We start from the raw sequence: 21,292 nt of genomic DNA on the forward strand, positions 1-21,292 counted from the left end.
TTGTCCGCCGTCAGCTCGCTGAGCGCTTGGTCGGGTCGGTGTTGAACGGGTGCGTCGACGTCGCGAACGGCGCCTCGCCGATGCTCTGGAGCGCGTCCGGCGTGCTCATACCCTGCTTACGCGCTGCGATGAAGCGGTCGTACTTGTCCGGCGACACCGCGCGCAGCTCGAAGTTCATCATCGAGTGGTAGGCACCGCACAGCTCAGCACAGCGGCCGACGTAGGCGCCTTCCTTCTGGACGGTCACCTGGAACTTGTTGACCACGTTGCCGGGGAACACGTCCCGCTTGAACAGCAGGTCCGGCACCCAGAAGGAGTGGATGACATCCTTCGAGGTCTCATAGAGCAGGACGTTCTTGTTGGTCGGCACGACCAGCACGGGGATGTAGTCGCTGGTGCCGGTGGTGTCGAGCGCCTGCCCGTCGGCACCCTTCGCATTGTCGTCCAGGTAGCGGAACTGCCAGTTCCACTTGAACGCGACGACCTCGACCTTGACGTCCGGGTTCTTGCTGATCTTGTCCACGTAGGTCTGCGTGGTCGCCGTGTAGTAGAACAGCACGGCGATGACCAGGAACGGCACGATCGTGTAGAGCAGCTCGATCGGCAGGTTGAACCGCGTCTGCAGCGGCAGCTCCTCGCCGCGCTTGCGGTAGCGGATCACGCACCAGAAGATGAGGCCCCACACCAGGATACCGACGACCAGCGCGGCGATGACGGAGCCGACCCACAGGTCGTACATCCGGTGCGACTGGTCCGAAACGCCGTACTCCGGCCAGCCGAAGCCCTTGAACGCCGAGCCGACCTGACCGAGCGAGCAGCCGGAGAGCGCCATAACGGCGGCGAGCGCAGTAACACCGAGACCGACGACGCGCGTGCCGACCCACCCTCGGCGGCTACGCGCCCGCGCGGAACTCGCGCCCGAACCCCTTGCGAACACCTGCACTTGCCTCCTTAGCCAAGGCCGCAACCCCGCTCGCCGGTCCGCTCCGACGATCCGGACGTTTGCCGCCCGGAAGGCGTAACCGACGGTCGCAGATTACTCGACCACGACCGGCCCACCCGGCAGGGGGTCACCGTGTCCCTACCCTGGACTTGTGTCCACCTACTTTGACGCGGCGGCCGCCGCGCCGTTACACCCAGTGGCCCGCCAAGCGCTGATCGCCGCACTCGACGACGGCTGGCTTGACCCGGGCAAGCTTTACTCGCAAGCCCGTCGGGCGCGGCAGCTCCTCGACGCGGCGAGGGGCTCGATGGCCGAGTCCCTCGGAGTACGCGACGACGAGCTGCACTTCTGCGCCAACGGTACAGAGGCGGCGGCCCTTGCCGTACGCGGCGGGCTGGCTGGTCGCCGCCGGTTTGGTGTGACTTTCGTCCACTCCGCCGTCGAGCACTCCGCGGTGCTGCAGGCAGCAGCAGGCGAGTCCGTACCGGTGGACCGGCTCGGTCGGGTGGACCTCGACGCTTTCTCCACGGCCGTGAAAGCGCCGGGTGTGGCGCTGGCCGCACTGATGAGCGCCAACCACGAGGTCGGCACGGTCCAGCCGGTGGACGAGGCGGCGGCGCTGTGCGCGGACGCTGGCGTCCCGCTGTACGTGGACGCGGCCCAGTCGGCGGGGTGGGGACAGCTGCCGTCCGGCTGGTCGCTGCTGTCGGCGAGCGCGCACAAGTGGGGCGGCCCGCCCGGCGTGGGCGTACTGGTCGTCCGCAAGGGGACCCGCTGGCTCGACCCTCGCCCGACCGCCCAGCCGCCCAACCTGCCGGCCGTGGTCGCGGCGGCGGCGTCGCTACGAGCGGTGCAGAACACAGCGACAGCGGCGGCCGCCCGGCTGGCGCCGCTGGTCGAACGGGTACGTACGACCGTGGCCGCGACCGTCCCCGACGTCGAGGTCGTCGGGGACCCGGTCAACCGGCTGCCGCACCTGGTGACGTTCTCGTGTCTGTACGTCGACGGGGAGGCTCTGCTGCACGCCCTGGACCGGCAGGGCTTCGCGGTGTCGTCCGGCTCGTCGTGCACCGCGTCGACGCTGCGCCCCAGCCACGTCCTGGAGGCGATGGGAGTGCTCTCGCACGGCAACGTACGGATCTCGCTGCACCGGGAGACGACGTCCGAGGAGGTCGACCGGTTCCTCGCGGTGCTGCCCGGCGTTGTGGCCGAGCTACGCGCCCAGGCGGGGGTGAGCGGGCTGTGAGCGATCCAGAGATCCTCGACTGCCGGGGGCTGCGGTGCCCGCTGCCCGTCATCGAACTGGCCCGCCGCCTGCCCGAGCTTCCCGTCGGGGCGGTGCTGCGGGTCCTGGCCGACGACCCGGCCGCCGCGGTCGACATCCCGGCGTGGTGTCGGATGCGGGGCCAGGAGTACGTCGGCGCGAACGGGTCCGGCTATGACGTCCGGCGGCTCATCTAGCCACGACTCACCTGGTCGGGAGCGCCGCCCGCACGCGCTTGAGCAGGAGGTACATCTCACAGCCCAGGCAGAAGCCGAAGGCCGCGTTGAGGAAAGCAGCCGCGAGAGCCAGCGCCGTCGCGATCAGACCGACGACCGGGGCGCCCGCGAGGTAGCCGGCGGTGCCGACGGTCATGAAGGCGAAGCCGACGCCCTGGGCGAAGCGCACCGGCTCGGAGGGCTCCCGGACGGGCGGGGGTGGGCCAAGGTGGCGCGCCACGAACTTCCGGTAGATCCACGCGTACGGCGCGTATCGGATGTTCGCGGCACCGACGGCGAACACCACGGCCTGCGCGAGCGCGAGCCATCCACTACCGGTGATGAGCACCACAACAAGGACCACGGACGTGATGATCGCGGCGAAGCGGGGGCCGCGCGGGTCGAGCATTACCGGTTACTCCCGACTGTCTTACTCCCGGATGTCAGAGCCTCGCTGACGGCAGCCAACAAGTGCGCCCTGGTGGGTGGCTGGCCGGCGGCCCGGCGTACCACCCGGCCGGCCGCATCCACGATCAGTAGTGTGGGCGTCCGCATTATCCCGAGTGCCCGGACCTCGTCCAGATGGGACTCCGCGTCCACCTCGATATGGCGTACGCCCTCCGTCTCGGCTGCCACCCTGGCACAGATGGCCCGGGTGGCCCGGCACGGGGCGCAGAACGCGGACGAGAACTGCAGCAGTGTCACCGGGGTGGCGCCGTCGACGCCCAACCGGGCGAGCACCTCGCGGTCCTCCGACCGCGAGGGCTGCCGCAGTTTGCCGTCCCGAGCGCGTTTCACGAGCCCGAACGCCGTCGCCGCCAGGAGGACTACGGCGGCCACGATCAGGCCGGTCACTTCGAAAGGCACCAGGCGAGACTACTCCCGCTACCCCTACCGGCCTAGCAGAGATAGCTGGGCGCGAACATCGTCAGCCACCTCGTGGCCGTACGAATCCGCGAGCCGCTTGACGAAGTCGTCGCCGCGCACGGTGTACTCCTGGGTCCCGATGGTCTCCAGCACCAGCGTCGCGAGCAGGGAGCCGATCTGGGCCGACCGCTCCAGCGACAGCCCCCAGGACAGGCCGGCGAAGAACCCGGCGCGGAAGCCGTCGCCGACGCCGGTCGGGTCGTACGCCTGGGTCTCGCGCGCGACCGGCACGTGCACCGGCTCCATGTCTCGCCCGGTGATGCGTACGCCGTGCTTGCCCAGCGTGGTCACGCAGACACCGACCCGGTCGAGGATCTCGGCATCGGACAGGCCGGTCTTGGTCTCCAGCAGTTCCTTCTCGTAGTCGTTGGTGAGCAGGTACGCCGCGCCTTCGATGAGGGTGCGCGCCTCCTCGCCCGACATCCGGGCCAGCTGCTGGGACGGGTCGGCCGCGAACGCGTACCCCCGCTCGCGGCACTCCTCCGTGTGGCGGACCATCGCCTCGGGATCGTCGGCACCGATGAGGACCAGGTCGATGCCGCCGAGCCGGTCGGCGATCGGCTGCAGTTCGATGTTGCGCGCCTCGGCCATCGCGCCCGCGTAGAACGAGGCGATCTGGCACATGTCCTCGTCGGTGGTGCACACGAAGCGGGCGGTGTGCGCGACCTCACTGACGTACACCGAGTCACAGTCGACGCCGTGGCGCTCCAGCCAGGAACGGTAGTCGGCGAAGTCGGCGCCGACCGCGCCGACCAGGACCGGCCGCAGGCCCAACTGCGCCATGCCGAACGCGATGTTGGCCGCTACCCCGCCACGGCGCACGACGAGGTCGTCGACGAGGAACGACAGCGACACCTTGTGGAGCTGGTCCGGCAGCAACTGCTCGGCGAACCGGCCCGGGAAGTGCATAAGGTGATCGGTCGCGATCGAACCCGCCACAGCTATCTTCATGTCAACCTCGAGGTGTCTTCTCCAGTGGAGCGCCCGCGCGGGCCAGCCTATCGACGCAAATCAAAGACGGCCGTGCCTTGAGGTGGCACGGCCGTCTTCAGGTAGGTGCTGCGACCTTAGTGGAACGAGTCACCACAGGCGCAGGAGCCCTGCGCGTTGGGGTTGTCGATGGTGAAGCCCTGTGCGTCGATCCGGTCGGCGAAGTCGATCGTGGCGCCGGTCAGGTAGGGCACGCTCATCCGGTCGACGACGACCCCGAAGCCGTCGTACTCGGTGACGGCGTCACCGTCGAGCGAGCGCTCGTCGAAGAAGAGCTGGTAGCGAAGGCCCGAGCAGCCACCGGGCTGCACGGCGACGCGCAGCCGCAGGTCGTCGCGGCCCTCCTGCTCGATCAGAGCCTTGACCTTCTGCGCGGCAACGTCGCTCAGGACGACGCCGGCCGGGTTGGCCTTCACTGATTCGGTCTGCGAAGCGGTCACGGTATGTGCTCCCTGCGCTGGCTTATACGGTTCACCCGGGGGCAACAACAGCCACCCCGGAGAGCATTCCCATTGTGGCACACGTCGCCACTTGGCCCCATCTGCTCAGCTCACCGCCGGGGCCGCTGTGCTGCGGGTCACCGGCTCCACTGCCGGGCGGCCCGGGCCCCGAGCGCCCGAAGCCCCTCGGCCGGCCGGCTCATCGCCTCCTCCACCGACCCGAAGTGCTCCTCCAGGGAGTGCGCGGCCGTCACGCCGATCCTGGCCGCCTCCCGACGCCCGGCGCTGATCCGGCCGGCGAGCACTACGCACGGTAGCCCCCGGTCGCGGGCCGCCTCGGCGACCCCCGAGATCACCTTCCCGCGCAGCGACTGGTGGTCGAACGAGCCCTCGCCCGTGATCACCACGTCGACGGCGTCCAGCACCTCGTCGAGCCGGGACAGCCGCCGGACCAGCCCGATTCCGGACTCGCAGCGCCCGCCCAGCGCCAGGATGGCCGCGCCGAGCCCACCCGCGGCACCGGCGCCGGGTGCGTCCGCGAGGCCGGGCGGGCAGCCGGGCAGGTCACGCTCCAGGACCTCGGCGAACTTCGCCAGGGCGGCGTCGAGTTCGAGGACGTCGGCGCGGCTGGCGCCCTTCTGCGGCCCGAACACCGAACTGGCCCCGTGCAGGCCGGTGAGCGGGTTGTCGACGTCGGTGGCCGCGACCAGGCGGACACCCCGCAGGCGGGGGACGCCGCCGAGCCGGGCACAGGCCACGAGCGCCGCGCCGCCGTAGGGCAGCGCGTACCCGCCCGCGTCGAGCGGCGCGGCGTCGAGCGCGGCGAGCATGCCCGCTCCGGCGTCGTTGGTCGCGGAGCCGCCGAGGCCGACGACGACATCCCGGGCGCCGTGCTCCACCGCCGCGCTGATGAGCGGACCGAGGCCGTACGAGGTGGTGACCCGCGGATCGCGCTCGGCCGGCGCGAGCAGGTGCAGGCCGCACGCCTGGGCGCTCTCGACGTAGGCGGTCTCGCCGTCGAGCAGCACCGCGCCGGCGACCGGGCGGCCGAGCGGGTCGTAGGTGTCGACCGGGATCCGGCGCGCGCCATCCAGGCTGAGGGAGTCCAGGCTGAGTGAATCCAAGAAGCCCGGGCCGCCGTCGGACAGCGGCCGTACGGTGATCTCGTCGTCGGGCGCGACCTCCCGCCAGCCTTCGACCACGGCCGCGGCAGCCTCGGCCGCCGACAGCGTGCCGGCGAACTTGTCCGGACCGACCAGTACCCGCATGAGCAGGGAGTCTGCCAGGTCACCGGGGTGGGTCGGTACGCCGTCCGCATAAGCGCCGGGTGCACGCGCGCCGGCACCTACACGACGTGCAAGTATTGATCGCGTGACCTGGGCTGAACCTTCGTCGACCGCGACCGCTCTTCTCCTGCTCGGTCGGGGCTCCGACCTGGCCAGCGAGCGAGGGGTGGACTGCCCGGGCGAACTGCCCGCGCCCAGCGACCCGGACCTCGTCGCCCGTGCGGCGGCGGCGAAGGCGGCGCTCGGCGACCGGCTGTTCGTCCTCGGCCACCACTACCAGCGCGACGAGGTGATCGAGTTCGCCGACGTGACGGGCGACTCGTTCAAGCTGGCGAAGGAGGCCGCAGCCCGGCCGCAGGCCGAGTACATCGTCTTCTGCGGCGTGCACTTCATGGCGGAGAGCGCCGACATCCTCACCTCCGACACTCAGCGGGTGGTGCTGCCCGATCTGGCGGCCGGCTGCTCGATGGCGGACATGGCCGCGCTGGGGCAGGTCGAAGAGGCCTGGGACACCCTGCTCGATCTGGACATCGCCGGCCGCACGGTGCCGATCACGTACATGAACTCGTCGGCCGACATCAAGGGGTTCGTCGGTCGCAACAAGGGCGTGGTGTGCACCTCGTCCAACGCCGAGCGGGCGCTGCGCTGGGCGTTCGAGCGCGGCGAGAAGGTGCTCTTCCTGCCCGACCAGCACCTGGGGCGCAATACCGCCGTGCTGCAGATGGGCCTGACGCTCGACGACTGCGTGCTCTACGACCCGCACAAGCCGGGCGGCGGGCTGACCGCACAGCAACTGCGCGACGCGAAGATGATCCTGTGGCGGGGGCACTGCTCGGTGCACGGGCGGTTCACCCTCGACTGCGTGACCGAGGTGCGCGAGCGGATCCCCGGCGTCAACGTGCTGGTCCACCCCGAGTGCCGGCACGAGGTGGTGACGGCCGCCGATTACGTGGGATCGACCGAGTACATCATCAAGATGATCGAAGCCGCGCCCGCCGGGTCGGCCTGGGCGGTCGGCACCGAGCTGAACCTGGTGCGGCGGCTGGCCAACGCCCACCCCGACAAGCAGATCACCTTCCTGGACCGGACGGTCTGCTACTGCTCGACCATGAACCGCATCGATCTGCCGCACCTGGTCTGGGCACTGGAGGAACTGGTCGCCGGCCGGGTGGTGAACGAGATCACAGTCGATGCCGAGACGGCGCATTACGCCCGGGCCGCGCTCGACCAGATGCTCGCCCTGCCGTAGCCCTCACCCTGCGCCGAGCATCCACTGCGCGGCGGATCGGCGGTCACCTTCCGGCCGCATACGCTCACGCTACGCCTCATGCAGTTCGAGGTGTTTCGATTTATATCCCTCCTGGGTACTCCGCTGATCGCTGGATGGGGGCCGGCGGGGCTATGCTGCCGGGGCGAGATCGGACCGTGATCTTTCCGAGTCCTTCCCCCCACGCTCGCTGCAGCCCCGGAGGTTTGCGTTGAACGACGTCCTCGTCGTGCACGGCGGCACGCCGCTACACGGAAAGACCCGGGTCCGGGGGGCCAAGAACCTCGTGTCGAAGGCGATGGTCGCCGCGCTGCTGGGCGATTCACCGAGCCGTCTTTTCAACGTGCCGGCCATCAGCGACGTCGAGATCGTGCGCGGCCTGATGGAGTTGCACGGCGTACGGGTCACCGACGGCGCGGACGGCGAGATGGTCCTCGACCCGACCGACGCGGGCGAGGCCGACGCCGACGAGATCAACGTGCACGCCGGTTCCAGCCGGATTCCGATCCTGCTGTGCGGTCCGCTGCTGCACCGGCTCGGCCACGCGTTCATCCCCGACCTGGGCGGCTGCAACATCGGCGGTCGGCCCATCGACTTCCACCTGAAGGCGCTGCGCGAGTTCGGCGCGATCGTCGACAAGACCGCGTCCGGGATGGAGATCACCGCGCCCAACGGCCTGCACGGCACCAAGCTGTCGCTGCCGTACCCGAGCGTAGGTGCCACCGAGCAGATCCTCCTGACCGCCGTGCGGGCCGAGGGCGTGACCGAACTGAGCAACGCCGCCATCGAGCCGGAGATCATCGACCTCATCTGCGTGCTGCAGAAGATGGGCGCGATCATCAAGGTCCACACCGACCGGGTCATCGAGATCGAGGGCGTCAAGCGCCTCGGTGGGTACGTGCACCGCCCGATCCCCGACCGCATCGAGGCCGCGAGCTGGGCCGCCGCGGCGCTGGCCACAAAGGGCGACGTGTTCGTCGAGGGCGCGCGCCAGGCCGACATGATGACGTTCCTCAACACGTACCTGTCGGTCGGCGGCGCCTTCGAGGTCGACGACGCACCGGTGGGCGGCGGCATCCGGTTCTGGCACCCGGGCGGCGAGCTACGCGCGGTGGCGCTCGAGACCGACGTGCACCCCGGCTTCATGACCGATTGGCAGCAGCCGATGGTGGTGGCGCTGACCCAGGCCCGCGGGCTGTCGATCGTGCACGAGACGGTGTACGAGCGGCGACTGGGCTACACCAAGGCGCTGAACAGCATGGGCGCGACGATCCAGACGTACCGGGAGTGCCTGGGCGGAACGCCCTGCCGCTTCGGGCGGCGCAACTTCATGCACTCGGCGGTGATCGCCGGCCCGAGCAAGCTGCACGCGGCGGACCTGGTGATCCCCGACCTGCGGGCCGGATTCAGCCACCTGATCGCTGCGCTGGCCGCCGAGGGCACATCCCGGGTCTACGGGGTCAACCTGATCAACCGCGGGTACGAGGACTTCGAGAACAAGCTCGCCGCGCTCGGCGCGCACGTCGAACGCCCCTGACCGTCCGCAGGTGGGACGTGACTTGCCACGTCGGATACCCTTCACCGCGTGCCGTCGCTCTTTCGCCGTAAGTCAGCCGACCTGGTCGAGGATGCCCTAACCGAGGCTTCCGCGGCCGAGGCCACCGCGCCCCAACGTAAGGGGTACACGCCGAGCAAGCAGGAGCTCGGCAAGGCCACGCCGAAGCGTCCGCGCGCGGGCACCGTGCGGGAGGCCCCGCCGGCCGACCGCAAGGAGGCGATGCGGCGGGCGCGGGAGAAGCAGCGGGCGGCCCGGGCCGAGCAGCGCGCCGGCATGATGTCCGGCGACGAGCGCCACCTGACGGCGCGCGACCGGGGCCCGGAGCGGGCGCTGGTCCGCGACATCGTGGACTCCCGGTTCAACGCCGGCACCTGGTTCTTCAGCTTCGCGTTCGTCCTGCTGCTGATCTCGATGGTGAAGGCGCTTCCGGCAGAGGTCGTCCTCGCCGGGAACATCGTCTGGATGCTGCTGGGTCTGGCCGTCGTCGTCGACAGCTTCCTCATCTCCCGCAAGATCAAGCGCCTCGTACGGGACCGCTTCCCAAAGACGGACCAGCGGCTGGGCGGCCTGTACATGTACGCGTTCATGCGCGCGCTGAGCTACCGACGGATGCGCATCCCGAAGCCGCGGGTGAAGATCGGCGCCAAGGTCTAGGCGCTGCAGCATCGGCGCCTGGGCCTAGGCGCGGTACAGCCGCGCCACGACGTCCTCGATGTCCGGCTCCACGACCGAGATGTCACGGAGCGACGCGACGGCCGCGAGCCGGGCGACGAGGGCGCCGGCCGTCGCGCTGTCCAGGGCGTAGCTGATCCGCAGCCCGTCCGCGCTCACCGACTCCACGGTGGCGCCGGGTAGGTCGACCGGGGTGGCGAGCGGCTCGTCTAGGTCGACCACCACCCGCCGACGCGACCCGTACCGCTCGTGCAGCCGCTCGAGCGTCCCGTCGTGGACGACCCGACCGTGGTCGATCACGACGAGGCGCCGGCACAGCCGCTCGATGTCGGCGAGGTCGTGCGTGGTCAGCACGACGGTCGTGTCCCCCGCGTCGCGCAGGTCGGCCAGGAAGCCCCGGACGGCCTGCTTACTCACCACGTCCAGGCCGATCGTGGGCTCGTCGAGGAACAGCACCTCCGGGCCGTGCAGCAGCGCCGCCGTCAGCTCGCCGCGCATGCGCTGGCCGAGCGACAGCTGCCGCACCGGGAGGTCGGCGAAGGCGTCGAGGTCGAGCAGGTCGCGGTACCACTTCAGCCGGGTCCGGTGATCGGTCGCCGGGACCCGGTACACGTGCCGCAGCAACTCGAACGACTCGCGGAGCGGTAGGTCCCACCAAAGCTGGGAGCGCTGGCCGAAGACCACGCCGATGCGCCGGGCGAGCCGGGTGCGCCGCGGCACCGGCTCCAGCCCGCACACCCGGACGTGGCCGGCCGACGGGTACAGCACCCCGGTCAGCATCTTGAGCGTCGTGGACTTCCCGGCACCGTTGGGGCCGATGTAGCCGAGCATCTCACCGGCCTCGACGGCCAGGTCCACGCCGTCGACCGCCGCCACGGTGCGCGCCTCGCGCCGGAACCGGCCGGCCTTCACCCGTACCGTGAAGTCTTTGCGCAGACCCCGCACGTCGATGACGGTCATGACCCGGTGCTCCGGTAGTGCCTGATGGCGACCTTCCACGCCGATGCCGCCACGCCGGCCGCGCCGAGCGCGACCACCGGCCCCAGCCAACCGGTGACGGCCGGCAGGCCGAGCGGATCGCGCCGGCCGAGCAGCGCCAGCGCCGGGTAGTAACCCACGAAGGCGAAACCGAGACCGTACGCGAAGACGCGGCGGAACAGCCCGCCGTAGACGGTCATCGGGTACGAGGTGAGGTCCCGCCCGCCGTACGTCAGGGCGGCCGCGAACTCCCCCGAGTCGATCCACCAGAACGCGACGGTCGCGCTCGCCACGAAGATCGCGCCGAACAGCACGGCGCCGGCAACCGGGGTCACCAGCAACAACAGCCACCGGGCCGGAGTCAGGTCCAGCCGGGCGGTGTGCGCCGCGACGCCCACCAGGCCGATGCCGAACAGCACCCGGCCGACCCGCTTCGGCGCCACGTCCGCGGCGAGCAACTGCGGCAGCGCACCGAGCGGCCGGACCAGGACCGCGTCGAGCAGGCCGGTGCGCACGTACGCCCGGATGCGCTCGATGCTGCCCACGGTCAGATCGGCCAGCGCGAAGGCGCAGGTCGACAGCGCCGCCATCAGGAACACCGCGCGGAACTCGAACCCGCCGACGCTGCGGGCCACCCGGAACACGACCAGGACGGCGAGCACGTCGACACTGGCGAACAGGACGGTGCCGCAAAGCTCGACCAGGAACGACGCCCGGTACTGCGCCTGGCTGCGCACCTGCGCCGCCACCAGCCGCCGGTAGATCGCGAGGGTCCCGTCAGCCACCCTGGATCACCACCCGGCGCTCGGCCCGGCGCTGGACCAGCCGGGCCGCGGCCAGCATCACGGCCGCCCACGCCACCTGTCCGGCGACCATCGCGGCCATCGTCGCTGGTGGATGCCGCTCCACGAGCACGTCGGCGGGCACCTGGATCAGGTACGGCAACGGGGTCGCCAGGTAGAGCGCGGTCGTCAGCGGCGCCGGCAGGAACGCCAGCGGAAAGGCCATCCCGGACAGTGCTGACGAGACGGCGACCCAGCCGATCTGCGGGCCTCGCGAGTCGAGCAGCCAGTACGCGGTCGCGTTGACCAGGTACCGGCAGGCGAAACAGACCACGGTCGCGCATAGGACCGATCCGACGAACAGCGGGTACGTGACCGGGTGGGCCGGCGCGTAGAGGTCGAACGCGACGGCCCCGACCGCGATCGGGATCACCAGGCGGGTCACCGCCGCGTAGCCGAAGCGCCCGAGGTCGGCGGCGAGGTACGCCATGACCGGGTTGACCGGGCGCAGCAGGTCGGCCACGACGTCACCGGTGCGGATGCGCTCGGCAAGCTCCGGTGGGCTCCAGATGTTGACCGTGCCGAGCAGCCCCTGTCCGATCCACACGTACGTCGCCAGCCGGTCGCGCGGGTAGCCCGCCGCCGCCCCGCCCGCGGCGCCGCCCGCGACGGCCAGCAGGACGAAACAGCGGAGGAACCCGAAAACGGAGTTGGTGAACATTGCGGCAACCATCGCCTGTCGATACGTGGCATATCGACGGAATTCAGCGGCTGCTACTGCGGCGTACATGCGTAATGTGGTCATATCGGGGCGCGCCACGGTAGCGGTGACGGGTCTCAAGTCGTACCCTCCTTCCGCGACCGCGCCAGAATGTACTCCGGACCAGCCTTGGGACGCTGGTCAATTCCCAGCGCGGGTGACTTCTCTTTGGGGCGAGGGGATCTGAGGGTGAGCGACGTGCACCCGGACGAAGAGCCGGGAACCGCCGCGCCTACCTGGGCGTCCCTGCCCACCATGCCCTGGGCCCGCACCAAGCCCGGCAACCGGCGCAACCCCGACCTCGGCGACTCCCCCACCCCGCTGCCGCCACACCGCAGGCCGGAGCGGCCACCTACGCCGCCGCGCCCCGCCGCCGTGCCACCCGGGCACCCCGGGCACCCCGGCCCTCCGCCCCCGCAGTTCCGGCAACCCGCCCGCCCCGCGTACCCGCCGCCACCCGGCCCACCCCGCGGCGCCTCGCCCGCGCCCCGGCCCGGGTACGGGCCCCTACGCCCCGGCACTCCCCTGTCCCCGCCGCCGGCCGCACCGCCGGTGTCGGCGCCACCGGTCTCCGGCCCGCCCGTCTCGGCACCACCCGTCTCGGCACCACCCGTCTCGGCACCACCCGTCTCGGCACCACCCGTCTCGGCACCACCCGTCTCGGCACCACCCGTCTCCGGCCCACCCTCCACAAGTGGCGACCCGGAGAGCGGGGCGCTGCCCGTACTCCGGCAATCCGGCACGGACGGCAACGGCGCGACGGCGTCCGCGCCGTCCGGCCCGGACGCCGAGGGCATCCTCGCGGAGCTCCGATGGCGGTTCGACCCGGACACGCTCCGGGAGATCGTCGACGTAGCCGAGATCGACGAGCTCATCGAGGTCCGGCGGCTACTCACCGCGAAACTCGCTCGCGTCGAGGACAACGGACGTCGCGCGCGGCTGCTCAGCCTGCGCGCGGTGGTCTCGCGGATCCTCGGCGACCTCGACGAGGCCCTCGCCGACGGCGAGCTCGCGCTCACCCACGCGGAGGCGACCGGTGAGCTGCGGCGGATCGCGATCGCACAGGCCCGGCTCGCGCACGTGCTGCAATGGCGCGGCGAGCACGCCGCGGCCGACCGGCTGTTCGTGCTCGCCAACTCCACCGAACTGCCCGACCGCCTGCGCGCGGCGATCTACCAGCAGACCGGTAAATGCGCTTATGACCAGGGCCGGTTCATCGAGGCGTGCAACCATTTCGAGAAGGCCCTCGAACTGCGCGGCGAGGAGGACCCCGACCTCATCGCGCAGACCGAGCTGGCCCTGGACGCGGTGTTCCGGCGGGTGGCCGAGAGCGACTGGGGCCCGTACCCGCGTTCGCGCGACGAGATCGTCGGTGCCCGAACGGCCCTGACGGCGGAGTTCGACGAACACACCCGGCGCTGGGGCTTCGCCGACGACCTCGGCGTGCTGCGGATCCCGCCACGCTTCACTGACGTGCAGCCCTTCCGGGACGGCGTCGCGTGGGTGCAGCGACCGGGCTCCCGCTTCTGGGAGCTGATCGACGAGAGCGGGGAGCTGCAGATCGACCACACCGCCGGGTACCTGGGCGTCGGCAACTTCTCCGACGGCATCGCCTGGGTATCCCGGGACGGCGCGCACGGCTGGATCGCGGTCGACAAGGCCAACGCCGTCCTCATTCCGACCGGCTACGACGACGTGCGGCCGTTCCGACGCGGGCTGGCGCCGGTACGCCGCGGCGGGCGCTGGGGCGCGGTCGACAGCACCGGCCGGATCGTCGTGCCGCTGCGCTACGACGGCTTCGTCACGGCGCTGCACGACGGGCGGTACATCGACGGCTTCAGCGACGAGGGCCTCGCCATCGTCGCGCTCGGGCACTACCGGGGCGTGGTGGACCGCACCGGCCGGCTGATCGTGCCGCCGGTCCATCCGGTCGTGGTGATCCATCCCGTCGCCTTCTTGATCACGGATCCGGCCCAGCGCTGGGGCGCGCTGGACCGCCGTGGCCGCCGGCTGCTGGAGACGCGGTTCGCCAGCCGGACAGACGTCACCGACCAGCTCGACCGCCTGCTCAGCGACGCTCGACCGATCTTGTAAGCGCGCTACGGTCGGGATTATGGAGTTCCGACACCTCGGCCGCTCCGGAGTGCAGGTCAGTACGATCTCGTACGGCAACTGGATCACCCACGGCTCGCAGATCGAGGAGGAACGGGCGCTCTCCTGCGTGCGCGCCGCCCTCGACCTGGGCATCACCACCTTCGACACGGCCGACGCGTACGCCGACACCCGCGCCGAGGCGGTGCTGGGCCACGCGCTCGAAGGCGAGCGCCGGGAGGGCCTGGAGATCCTGACGAAGGTGTACTGGCCGACCGGTCCCGGCCGCAACGACCGCGGCCTGTCCCGCAAGCACATCATGGAGTCCATCGACGGCTCCCTGCGCCGCCTGAAGACCGACTACGTAGACCTCTACCAGGCCCACCGCTACGACGAGCACACCCCGCTGGACGAGACGATGGAGGCCTTCGCCGACATCATCCATGCCGGCAAGGCGCACTACCTGGGCGTCTCGGAGTGGCGGGCCTCGCAGATCCGCGCCGGGCACGCGCTGGCCCGCGAGCTGAAGATCCAGCTCGTCTCCAGCCAGCCGCAGTACTCGATGCTGTGGCGGGTCATCGAGCGGGATCCGGCCAAGGTCGACAGTCCACGCTGAGGCATTTTCAACCGTGGAAGATTCAGGAGTAGCCCCGGTCCGGTTGGAACTGTCACGGTACTAACCGCCGGCCCGGGCGCTCCTTACTGGACAGCGCTAGGGTCAAGGTCATGGAGTTCCGTCACCTTGGCCGTTCAGGCATGCTCATCAGTGAAATCTCGTACGGCAACTGGATCACCCACGGCTCTCAGGTCGAAGAGGAGCAAGCGACCGCGTGCGTACGCGCCGCCCTCGACCTGGGCATCACCACCTTCGACACGGCCGACGTCTACGCTGGCACCCGCGCGGAGGAGGTCCTCGGTCGGGCCCTCGCCGGCCAGCGCCGGGAGAGCCTCGAAATCTTCACAAAGGCGTACTGGCCGACCGGCAACGGCCGCAACGACCGCGGCCTGTCCCGCAAGCACATCATGGAGTCCATCAACGGCTCCCTGCGGCGGCTACAGACCGACTACGTGGACCTGTACCAGGCCCACCGGTACGACTACGCAACCCCGCTGGAAGAGACGATGGAGGCCTTCGCCGACATCGTGCACTCCGGCAAGGCGCACTACATCGGTGTCTCCGAGTGGAAGGCCTCGCAGATCCGCGAGGCGCACGCGCTGGCCCGCGAGCTGAAGATCCAGCTCGTCTCCAGCCAGCCGCAGTACTCGATGCTGTGGCGGGTCATCGAGAGCGAGGTCGTGCCCACGTGTGAGGAGCTGGGCATCGGCCAGATCGTATGGTCGCCGATGGCGCAGGGTGTCCTGACCGGCAAGTACCTGCCCGGCCAGCCCGCGCCGGCCGGCTCCCGGGCCACCGACGAGAAGTCGGGCGCCGCGATGATCGCGCGGTTCATGGAAGACGACGTGCTGACCCGGGTACAGCAGCTCAAGCCGCTCGCCGAGCAGGCCGGCCTCACCATGGCCCAGCTGGCGATCGCGTGGGTGCTGCAGAACCCGAACGTGTCGTCGGCGATCGTCGGCGCCACCCGCCCCGAGCAGCTCGAGGACAACGTCAAGGCGGCCGGCGTCAAGCTCGACGCGGACCTGCTGAAGGCGATCGATGAGGCGCTGGACCCGATCGTCGAACGGGACCCCGCCAAGACCGAGAGCCCGCTGCAGCGCCCGTAACGCCGAAAACGGGGGTGTCCGGGCCACCCGGACACCCCCGTTACGTCAGCAGTCCTCTTCGACCAGCGCTTCCAGCGCGGGAAGCGCCGCGACGAGCGCCACCCGCTGCTCCTCGGTCAACCGGGCGACCCGGGCGACCAGCAGCGCCGTACGCTCCGACCTGATCCGTACGAGCGCCTCGACGCCGGCAGGTGACAGCGACACGCGTACCGAGCGGGCGTCGGTCGGGTCGGGTTCCCGCGTGATCAGACCGCGGTCAGCGAGCGATGCGAGCACCCGAGTCATGGTCGGGGCGGTCACCGCCTCGCGGGCGGCGAGTTCCCCGGAGCGCAGCGGGCCGTGCTGTTCCAGGGTCGCCAGCGCCGACAGTTGCAGCGGCGGAATGTCGTTGGTGGCCAGCCGGATCCGGCGGGCCAGGCGGCCGACCGCGAGCCGCAACCGGGTCGCCAGTTCGCTGTCCACGGGAGGTGGCTCGGTCACGGTGTTCACTCCTCGGACATGTGCTTCGAGGGGTGAACACTAACAATGACGGATTGTCCCGTAGTCGGGACCCACCTCGCCGGCGGCGGAACAGATGTACCTCGCTGGCAGCAGGTCAGATATTCAGATGTGGGAAGAGGTAGAAGCCGTTCTGCAGCGCGCCGAAGTGCATGCCGAGCAGGTCGGCCAGGAAAAAGACGAACTTGAAGAAGAGCGCATTGATGCGCGGCGTCCACAGCAGGACGATCAGGATCAGCATGCCGTACGGCGCGATCTGCTGGAACGCCCGCCGCCACTGCGGGTTGAGCCACGGCTCGATCAGGTTGCCCCCGTCGACGCCGGGGATCGGCACGAAGTTGAGCACCGCCGCAGTGAGCTGGAGGAATGCCAGGAACGCCACCGCTGCCCAGAACGTCTCGTGCGCGGCGGTGTCGACGCCGACCGCGAACGGCAGCACGAGCACGATCGTGAACAGCAGGTTGGTGGCCGGGCCGGCGAAGCTGATGAGGCTGTCCCAGCGCCGGCTGCGGATCGAGTGCCGGTCGACCCAGACCGCGCCGCCCGGCAGGCCGATGCCGCCGAGCAGGACGAAGACGAGCGGGATCACGAACGACAGGAACGGGTGCGTGTACTTGAGCGGATTGAGCGTCAGATAGCCCCGGTGGGCCACCATCTGGTCGCCGCCGTGGAAAGCGGTGATGGCGTGCGCGTACTCGTGCAGGCACAGGGACACGAGCCAACCCGCGACCACGAACAGGAACACGTTGAGCCGGGCGTTGCCCAGATCTGTCCAGGCCAGCCAGCCACTGACCGCCATCAGGGCGACGAGACCGAGGAAGATCGGGCTGGGTCGGAACTGCGCGCGGCTCGCCTCGTACGGCCGGCGCTGGCTGCCGAGCACCTCACTCCTCCCGCGGCAGGAGGCTCATCCGGTACTCCACCCGGTCCTCCTCGACCAGGCTCGCCGTGACCGCACCGGCGGCGAGCAGGTCGCGCCAGGACTGCCCGAGCCAGGACTCGGCGTCGGACTGGCTGGAAAACGCCTCGTGCGGCCCATCAACAGGCCGCCCTTGGGCGTCCTCGTACCGCCACGTCCACGCCATCTCGTGCACCCCTTCCCCATCGACCCCGCAGTCAGCCTAACGACCTCTGGCACGAAGTTCGGACGCCGGGCACCAACCGCTCAACCCCGCGCCATAGGGTACGGGGCATGTCAGAGCAGTCGGCCAGGCGTTTCCTCGTCCTCGGCGGGATCCGTTCGGGCAAGTCCGAGCTTGCCGAGAATCTGGTATCGGGCACCGGCACCGTCCGGTACGTGGCGACCGCCGGCGCCAGCGGCGACGATCCGGGGTGGACGGCGAGGGTCGAGGCACACCGCACGCGCCGCCCGGCCGGATGGGCGACGGAGGAGATCGGCTCCGACCCGGACCGCCTGATCACGCTGCTCGCCGAGGCGAAGCCGGACGAGGCGCTGCTCGTCGACGACCTGGGCGGCTGGCTCACCGCCAGCCTGGACGCCGCCGGGGCGTGGAGCGACGAGGCACCCGAAGCCCTCGGGCACCAGCCCGCCACGTCGCTCGCCGCCGCCGTCCGCGACTGCTCCGCGAGCCTGCTCGTACTCGTGAGCCCCGAGGTCGGGCTCTCGGTCGTCCCGCCGACGGCGGCCGGCCGGCTCTTCGCCGACGCCATCGGCGAAGTCAACAAGGCGGTGGCCGCAGCGTGCGACGGGGTGGCGTTCGTCGTCGCGGGCCAGCCCACCTGGCTCAAGGGCACCGATCCGCGCGGCGCCGCCGCCGCTGCCGCGCCCGCGTTCACGCCGGTCACCCACCCGGCCATCAGCCCGGCAGCCGGCGTCGCGGACGCGAGCGCGCAGGTCGCGACGCCGGCGCCGGCCACCTGGGCCGGGGCAGAGACGGCGACATTGCCCGTAGTGGAAGCCGGCGAAGCGGCACAACCCATCGCTGTCGGCATGTACCTGCCGATGCCCGACGAGCCCTCTTCCGCCGCGGCCGGCGAGCGGCTGGCCAGGCTCGACGTTCCGGGTGCGGGGCTGGGCGCACTCGCCCCGGTCGTCACGTTCGCCGCGGGCACCCAGCGGCAGGAGATCCCCCGGCCCTGGCAGACCGTGCAGATGTTCCTGCTGCACGCCGACCATGCCGGCGGCGTCGCCGCCGGCGACTCCCCCGCCGAGTCCGCCCGCCGCCTGGAGGCGGTCGAGCGCGGCGAGGGCGTGTGGGCGCTGCTCGCCGGCGCCGCGGGGGTAGGGGTGCAGACCGTCCGGGTCGGTGGCGCTGCCGCGGTCGAGGAGGCCGACGCGATGTCGGACGCCGAGGTCGACGCGGCGCTGCGGTACGGCTGGCAGCTCGCCGAAAGCGCGGTGGACGCCGGCACCGACCTGATAGTGATCGGCTCCGGCGGGGCGGGCGCCGACGCCGTGGCCGCCGCGGTGATCGCCCTGACCGCGAACGGCGAAGCGGCCGCGCTGCTCGGCCGCGTGTTCACCGCGGACGGCCGGATCGACGACCTGGCGTGGATGCGCCGGTGCGCGGCGGTACGCGACGCGCTGCACCGCGTACGCCCGCACGCCCGGGACCCGCGCACGATCCTCGCCGCGCTCGGCGGCCCCGACCACGCCGTGGCGACCGGCATGCTGCTGGGCGCCGTCTCCCGGCGTACGCCGGTGCTGCTCGACGGCCCGGTGGGCATCGCGGCCGCGCTCGTCGCGCGGGACTTCGGCGCGCAGACCCGGCACTGGATCCTGCTGCCCGACACCGGCGGTCACCCGGGCGTACGGCTCGGCGCGGACGTGCTTGGCCTCTCCCCGGTCCTGGATCTCAAGCTGGGGCTCGGCGAAGGCGCGGCTGCGCTCGCGGCGCTGCCGACGCTGCGCTCGGCGCTCACGCTCGCGGCGACGCTACCCACCGCGCCCGGCGCGGCGGCGCTACCCACCGCGCCCGGTGTCTGACCCTGCCGCCGGCGCCGAGCGGGACCCTGTCGCCGGCGCCGAGCGCGAGCGCCGGGCGGCCGCTGCCGGGCTGCGACTGGCGCTGACCACGTTCACGGTGGCGCCGGTCCGCGGCGGGCGCGTCGACCGGGCCACGGCCGCCGTCGCGATGTCGCTCGCCCCGCTCGTCGGCGCGGCGCTGGGAGTCGTCCTCGGCGGCGCCGGCCTGGGGCTGCGCTGGCTGGGCACCCCGGCCCTGGTCGCGGGCGTCGTCACGGTCGGCCTCGGGGTGCTACTCACCCGTGGACTGCACGTCGACGGGCTCGCCGACACGGTCGACGGGCTCGGCTCGTACCGGGACGCCACCGGCACGTTAGAGATCATGAAGAAGCCGGACGTCGGCCCGTTCGGGGTGGCGGCGATCGTCCTCGTGCTGCTGCTGCAGGCCACGTGTGCGGCCGCCGTGCTGAGCCGGCCGTGGCCCGCGGCGCTCGCCGGGATCGCGGCGGCGACCGCGGCGGGGCGCCTGGCCGTCACCTGGACCTGCCGGCGGGGTGTCCCGGCGGCGCGCCCGGACGGCCTCGGCGCCATGGTCGCGGGTACGGTCGGCTGGTTCTCCGCGGTCGTGGGCCTGGTCTTCGTCGCCGTGCTGGCGCTGCCCGCGGTGCCGGGCCTGCCCGCGCAGGGGCCGGTCGCCGTCGCCGTCGCGCTGCTCGCCACCGCCCTGCTGGTACGCCACGTCGTGCGCCGGATCGGTGGCGTCACCGGCGACGTGTTCGGCGCGGTCGTCGAGGTCGGGGTGTCGGTCGCCTATGTGGGGCTGGCCCTGTCCTGACGGACTAACGGACGCCGGGCCGCACGAACGGCGGCTTGACGACCTTCATCCGCGAGCTCCGGCCACGCACGTCGACCTCGACCTCGCTGCCCGCACCGAGCCCGGCGGCCGTGTCGAGGAGGGCGAGGGCGATACCGACCCGGCGCGTGGGCGAGAAGGTACCGCTGGTGATCTCGCCGACGGTCTCGTCGCCGCGGAGCACCGCCATGTGGGCGCGGGGGATGCCCCGATCGAGTGATTCCAGCCCCCACAGCACCCGGCGCGGGCCGGCCTCTTTCTCGGCCAGCAGCGCCTCGCGGCCCCAGAACCGGGGCTTGGCCCAGCCGACCGCCCAGCCGGCACGGGCCTGCACCGGCGTGATCTCCAGCGACAGGTCCTGGCCGTGCAGCGGGTAACCCATCTCGGTGCGCAGCGTGTCCCGGGCGGCCAGCCCACAGGCGCGGATGCCGTGCTCCTGACCGGCGGCCATGATCGCGTCCCACAGCTCGGTGGCCTGGTCGACCGGGGCCACCAGCTCGTACCCGTGCTCGCCGGTGTAGCCGGTGCGGCAGACGATGACGTCGCCGGAGACCGCGAAGCTCATGTACGGGTGGTCGGTCGGCAGCCCCATCGCGGTCAGCACGTCGGCCGAGCGGGGGCCCTGCACCGCGAGGACCGCGTAGTCGGCGTGCCGGTTGGTGACCTCGACCCCCGGCGGCGCGGCCTCGGCCAGCCGGCGGACGACCTCGGCGGTGTTGGCCGCGTTCGGGATCAGGAACACGTCGTCGTCGGCGTTGAGGTAGGCGATCAGGTCGTCGACCACCCCGCCGGTGGCGTCGTCGCAGCACAGCGTGTACTGCGCCTGACCGGGCTCGATCCGGCCCAGGTCGCCGGTGAGGCACGCGTTGACGAAGCCGGCCGCGCCCGGCCCGCGCACCGTCGCCTTGCCGAGGTGGGACACGTCGAACACCCCGACGCCCTCGCGGACCGCCGTGTGCTCCTTGAGCACACCGCCGCCCGCGTACTCAAGCGGCATCTCCCAGCCGCCAAAGGCGGCGAACTTCGCGCCTAGCTCGGCGTGACGTGGGTAGAGCACCGGACGCAGCAAGGCTTCGCTCATGGGTGGCAACCTATCGCGTCGGACCTGGGGGTTCGT

The 21,292-nt window shown here is 71.4% G+C and carries 22 protein-coding genes and 1 pseudogene; 10 read left to right on the forward strand and 13 right to left on the reverse strand.

The window, feature by feature from the left end:
- Nucleotides 1–10 precede the first annotated feature (10 nt).
- Nucleotides 11–937 carry an aa3-type cytochrome oxidase subunit II gene (ctaC, locus tag HC028_RS02055; RefSeq protein ID WP_444544136.1) on the reverse strand — a complete coding sequence of 309 codons (927 nt, stop codon included), beginning with the start codon at nucleotides 935–937 and terminating at the stop codon, nucleotides 11–13.
- A 157-nt stretch (nucleotides 938–1,094) separates the two neighbouring features.
- Between ctaC and HC028_RS02060 the strand changes: the two genes are divergently transcribed.
- Nucleotides 1,095–2,189 (forward strand): cysteine desulfurase family protein, encoded by a 1,095-nt coding sequence (locus HC028_RS02060; protein WP_168071965.1) that lies wholly within the window; start codon nucleotides 1,095–1,097, stop codon nucleotides 2,187–2,189.
- Nucleotides 2,186–2,404, forward strand: a complete 219-nt coding sequence (locus HC028_RS02065) for a sulfurtransferase TusA family protein (protein ID WP_168071966.1) — start codon at nucleotides 2,186–2,188, stop codon at nucleotides 2,402–2,404. Before HC028_RS02060 ends, HC028_RS02065 begins: the two co-directional genes overlap by 4 nt.
- Before the next feature lie 7 nt (nucleotides 2,405–2,411).
- Here HC028_RS02065 and HC028_RS02070 read toward each other — a convergent pair whose 3' ends face one another.
- From HC028_RS02070 to HC028_RS02090, 5 genes are all read right to left on the reverse strand, one after another.
- Nucleotides 2,412–2,831 carry a DUF4395 domain-containing protein gene (locus HC028_RS02070; RefSeq protein ID WP_168071967.1) on the reverse strand — a complete coding sequence of 140 codons (420 nt, stop codon included), beginning with the start codon at nucleotides 2,829–2,831 and terminating at the stop codon, nucleotides 2,412–2,414.
- The gene (locus tag HC028_RS02075; protein ID WP_239075333.1) at nucleotides 2,831–3,289 is read right to left on the reverse strand and encodes a TlpA family protein disulfide reductase; all 459 of its coding nucleotides are present in this window, start codon (nucleotides 3,287–3,289) and stop codon (nucleotides 2,831–2,833) included. The genes HC028_RS02070 and HC028_RS02075 overlap by 1 nt, the downstream gene beginning before the upstream one ends.
- Before the next feature lie 24 nt (nucleotides 3,290–3,313).
- Complete coding sequence (locus tag HC028_RS02080) at nucleotides 3,314–4,300, reverse strand: carbohydrate kinase family protein (protein ID WP_168071968.1); 987 nt, start codon at nucleotides 4,298–4,300, stop codon at nucleotides 3,314–3,316.
- Nucleotides 4,301–4,416: 116 nt separating this feature from the next.
- Nucleotides 4,417–4,779, reverse strand: coding sequence for an iron-sulfur cluster insertion protein ErpA (gene erpA / locus HC028_RS02085; RefSeq protein WP_168071969.1), 363 nt, complete (start codon nucleotides 4,777–4,779; stop codon nucleotides 4,417–4,419).
- A gap of 137 nt (nucleotides 4,780–4,916) precedes the next feature.
- Complete coding sequence (locus HC028_RS02090; protein ID WP_168071970.1) at nucleotides 4,917–6,047, reverse strand: glycerate kinase family protein; 1,131 nt, start codon at nucleotides 6,045–6,047, stop codon at nucleotides 4,917–4,919.
- Nucleotides 6,048–6,150: 103 nt separating this feature from the next.
- On the opposite strand from HC028_RS02090, the gene nadA reads away from it, so the two are divergent.
- From nadA to HC028_RS02105, 3 genes are all read left to right on the forward strand, one after another.
- Nucleotides 6,151–7,314 (forward strand): quinolinate synthase NadA, encoded by a 1,164-nt coding sequence (nadA, locus tag HC028_RS02095; protein ID WP_373313839.1) that lies wholly within the window; start codon nucleotides 6,151–6,153, stop codon nucleotides 7,312–7,314.
- A gap of 208 nt (nucleotides 7,315–7,522) precedes the next feature.
- Nucleotides 7,523–8,869: a UDP-N-acetylglucosamine 1-carboxyvinyltransferase gene (murA, locus tag HC028_RS02100; protein WP_168072282.1), complete on the forward strand. Its 1,347-nt coding sequence runs from the start codon at nucleotides 7,523–7,525 to the stop codon at nucleotides 8,867–8,869.
- A gap of 48 nt (nucleotides 8,870–8,917) precedes the next feature.
- Entirely contained in the window at nucleotides 8,918–9,544 is a 627-nt protein-coding gene (locus tag HC028_RS02105) for a DUF3043 domain-containing protein (protein ID WP_168071971.1), read from the forward strand.
- 24 nt (nucleotides 9,545–9,568) lie between these two features.
- On the opposite strand, the gene HC028_RS02110 is transcribed toward HC028_RS02105, so the two are convergent.
- From HC028_RS02110 to HC028_RS02120, 3 genes are read right to left on the reverse strand one after another with little or no spacing between them, the layout of a single operon-like run.
- Nucleotides 9,569–10,522, reverse strand: a complete 954-nt coding sequence (locus HC028_RS02110; protein ID WP_168071972.1) for an ABC transporter ATP-binding protein — start codon at nucleotides 10,520–10,522, stop codon at nucleotides 9,569–9,571.
- The gene (locus tag HC028_RS02115) at nucleotides 10,519–11,325 is read right to left on the reverse strand and encodes an ABC transporter permease (protein WP_168071973.1); all 807 of its coding nucleotides are present in this window, start codon (nucleotides 11,323–11,325) and stop codon (nucleotides 10,519–10,521) included. The genes HC028_RS02110 and HC028_RS02115 overlap by 4 nt, the downstream gene beginning before the upstream one ends.
- Nucleotides 11,318–12,043, reverse strand: coding sequence for an ABC transporter permease (locus HC028_RS02120; protein ID WP_239075334.1), 726 nt, complete (start codon nucleotides 12,041–12,043; stop codon nucleotides 11,318–11,320). The genes HC028_RS02115 and HC028_RS02120 overlap by 8 nt, the downstream gene beginning before the upstream one ends.
- A gap of 228 nt (nucleotides 12,044–12,271) precedes the next feature.
- On the opposite strand from HC028_RS02120, the gene HC028_RS02125 reads away from it, so the two are divergent.
- The 3 genes and pseudogenes from HC028_RS02125 to HC028_RS02135 all read left to right on the forward strand — a co-directional run bounded on the left by HC028_RS02125 (nucleotide 12,272) and on the right by HC028_RS02135 (nucleotide 15,898).
- A complete protein-coding gene (locus HC028_RS02125; protein ID WP_338091263.1) occupies nucleotides 12,272–14,176 on the forward strand; it encodes a WG repeat-containing protein in 1,905 nt (634 codons plus the stop codon).
- Nucleotides 14,177–14,195: 19 nt separating this feature from the next.
- Nucleotides 14,196–14,762 (forward strand): annotated as a pseudogene (locus tag HC028_RS02130) (aldo/keto reductase); the annotation flags it as partial.
- Between the two features lie 137 nt (nucleotides 14,763–14,899).
- Nucleotides 14,900–15,898, forward strand: a complete 999-nt coding sequence (locus HC028_RS02135) for an aldo/keto reductase family protein (protein ID WP_168071975.1) — start codon at nucleotides 14,900–14,902, stop codon at nucleotides 15,896–15,898.
- A 45-nt stretch (nucleotides 15,899–15,943) separates the two neighbouring features.
- Here the strand turns inward: HC028_RS02135 and HC028_RS02140 are convergent, their stop codons facing one another.
- The 3 genes from HC028_RS02140 to HC028_RS02150 form a co-directional block, all read right to left on the reverse strand.
- Nucleotides 15,944–16,378 (reverse strand): MarR family winged helix-turn-helix transcriptional regulator, encoded by a 435-nt coding sequence (locus HC028_RS02140; protein ID WP_203981171.1) that lies wholly within the window; start codon nucleotides 16,376–16,378, stop codon nucleotides 15,944–15,946.
- Between the two features lie 115 nt (nucleotides 16,379–16,493).
- The gene (locus HC028_RS02145; protein WP_168071977.1) at nucleotides 16,494–17,279 is read right to left on the reverse strand and encodes a site-2 protease family protein; all 786 of its coding nucleotides are present in this window, start codon (nucleotides 17,277–17,279) and stop codon (nucleotides 16,494–16,496) included.
- A 1-nt stretch (nucleotide 17,280) separates the two neighbouring features.
- The gene (locus tag HC028_RS02150) at nucleotides 17,281–17,481 is read right to left on the reverse strand and encodes a hypothetical protein (RefSeq protein WP_168071978.1); all 201 of its coding nucleotides are present in this window, start codon (nucleotides 17,479–17,481) and stop codon (nucleotides 17,281–17,283) included.
- A 107-nt stretch (nucleotides 17,482–17,588) separates the two neighbouring features.
- Here HC028_RS02150 and HC028_RS02155 point away from each other — a divergent pair, with 107 nt between their 5' ends.
- Both HC028_RS02155 and HC028_RS02160 read left to right on the forward strand, forming a co-directional pair.
- Nucleotides 17,589–19,343: a bifunctional adenosylcobinamide kinase/adenosylcobinamide-phosphate guanylyltransferase gene (locus HC028_RS02155; RefSeq protein WP_168071979.1), complete on the forward strand. Its 1,755-nt coding sequence runs from the start codon at nucleotides 17,589–17,591 to the stop codon at nucleotides 19,341–19,343.
- 70 nt (nucleotides 19,344–19,413) lie between these two features.
- A complete protein-coding gene (locus HC028_RS02160; protein ID WP_205860974.1) occupies nucleotides 19,414–20,157 on the forward strand; it encodes an adenosylcobinamide-GDP ribazoletransferase in 744 nt (247 codons plus the stop codon).
- A gap of 4 nt (nucleotides 20,158–20,161) precedes the next feature.
- Here the strand turns inward: HC028_RS02160 and gcvT are convergent, their stop codons facing one another.
- Nucleotides 20,162–21,256, reverse strand: coding sequence for a glycine cleavage system aminomethyltransferase GcvT (gene gcvT, locus HC028_RS02165; protein ID WP_168071981.1), 1,095 nt, complete (start codon nucleotides 21,254–21,256; stop codon nucleotides 20,162–20,164).
- Nucleotides 21,257–21,292: the final 36 nt, after the last annotated feature.

It is taken from the genome of Planosporangium flavigriseum, from assembly GCF_011947225.1.
Lineage (GTDB): Bacteria > Actinomycetota > Actinomycetes > Mycobacteriales > Micromonosporaceae > Planosporangium > Planosporangium flavigriseum.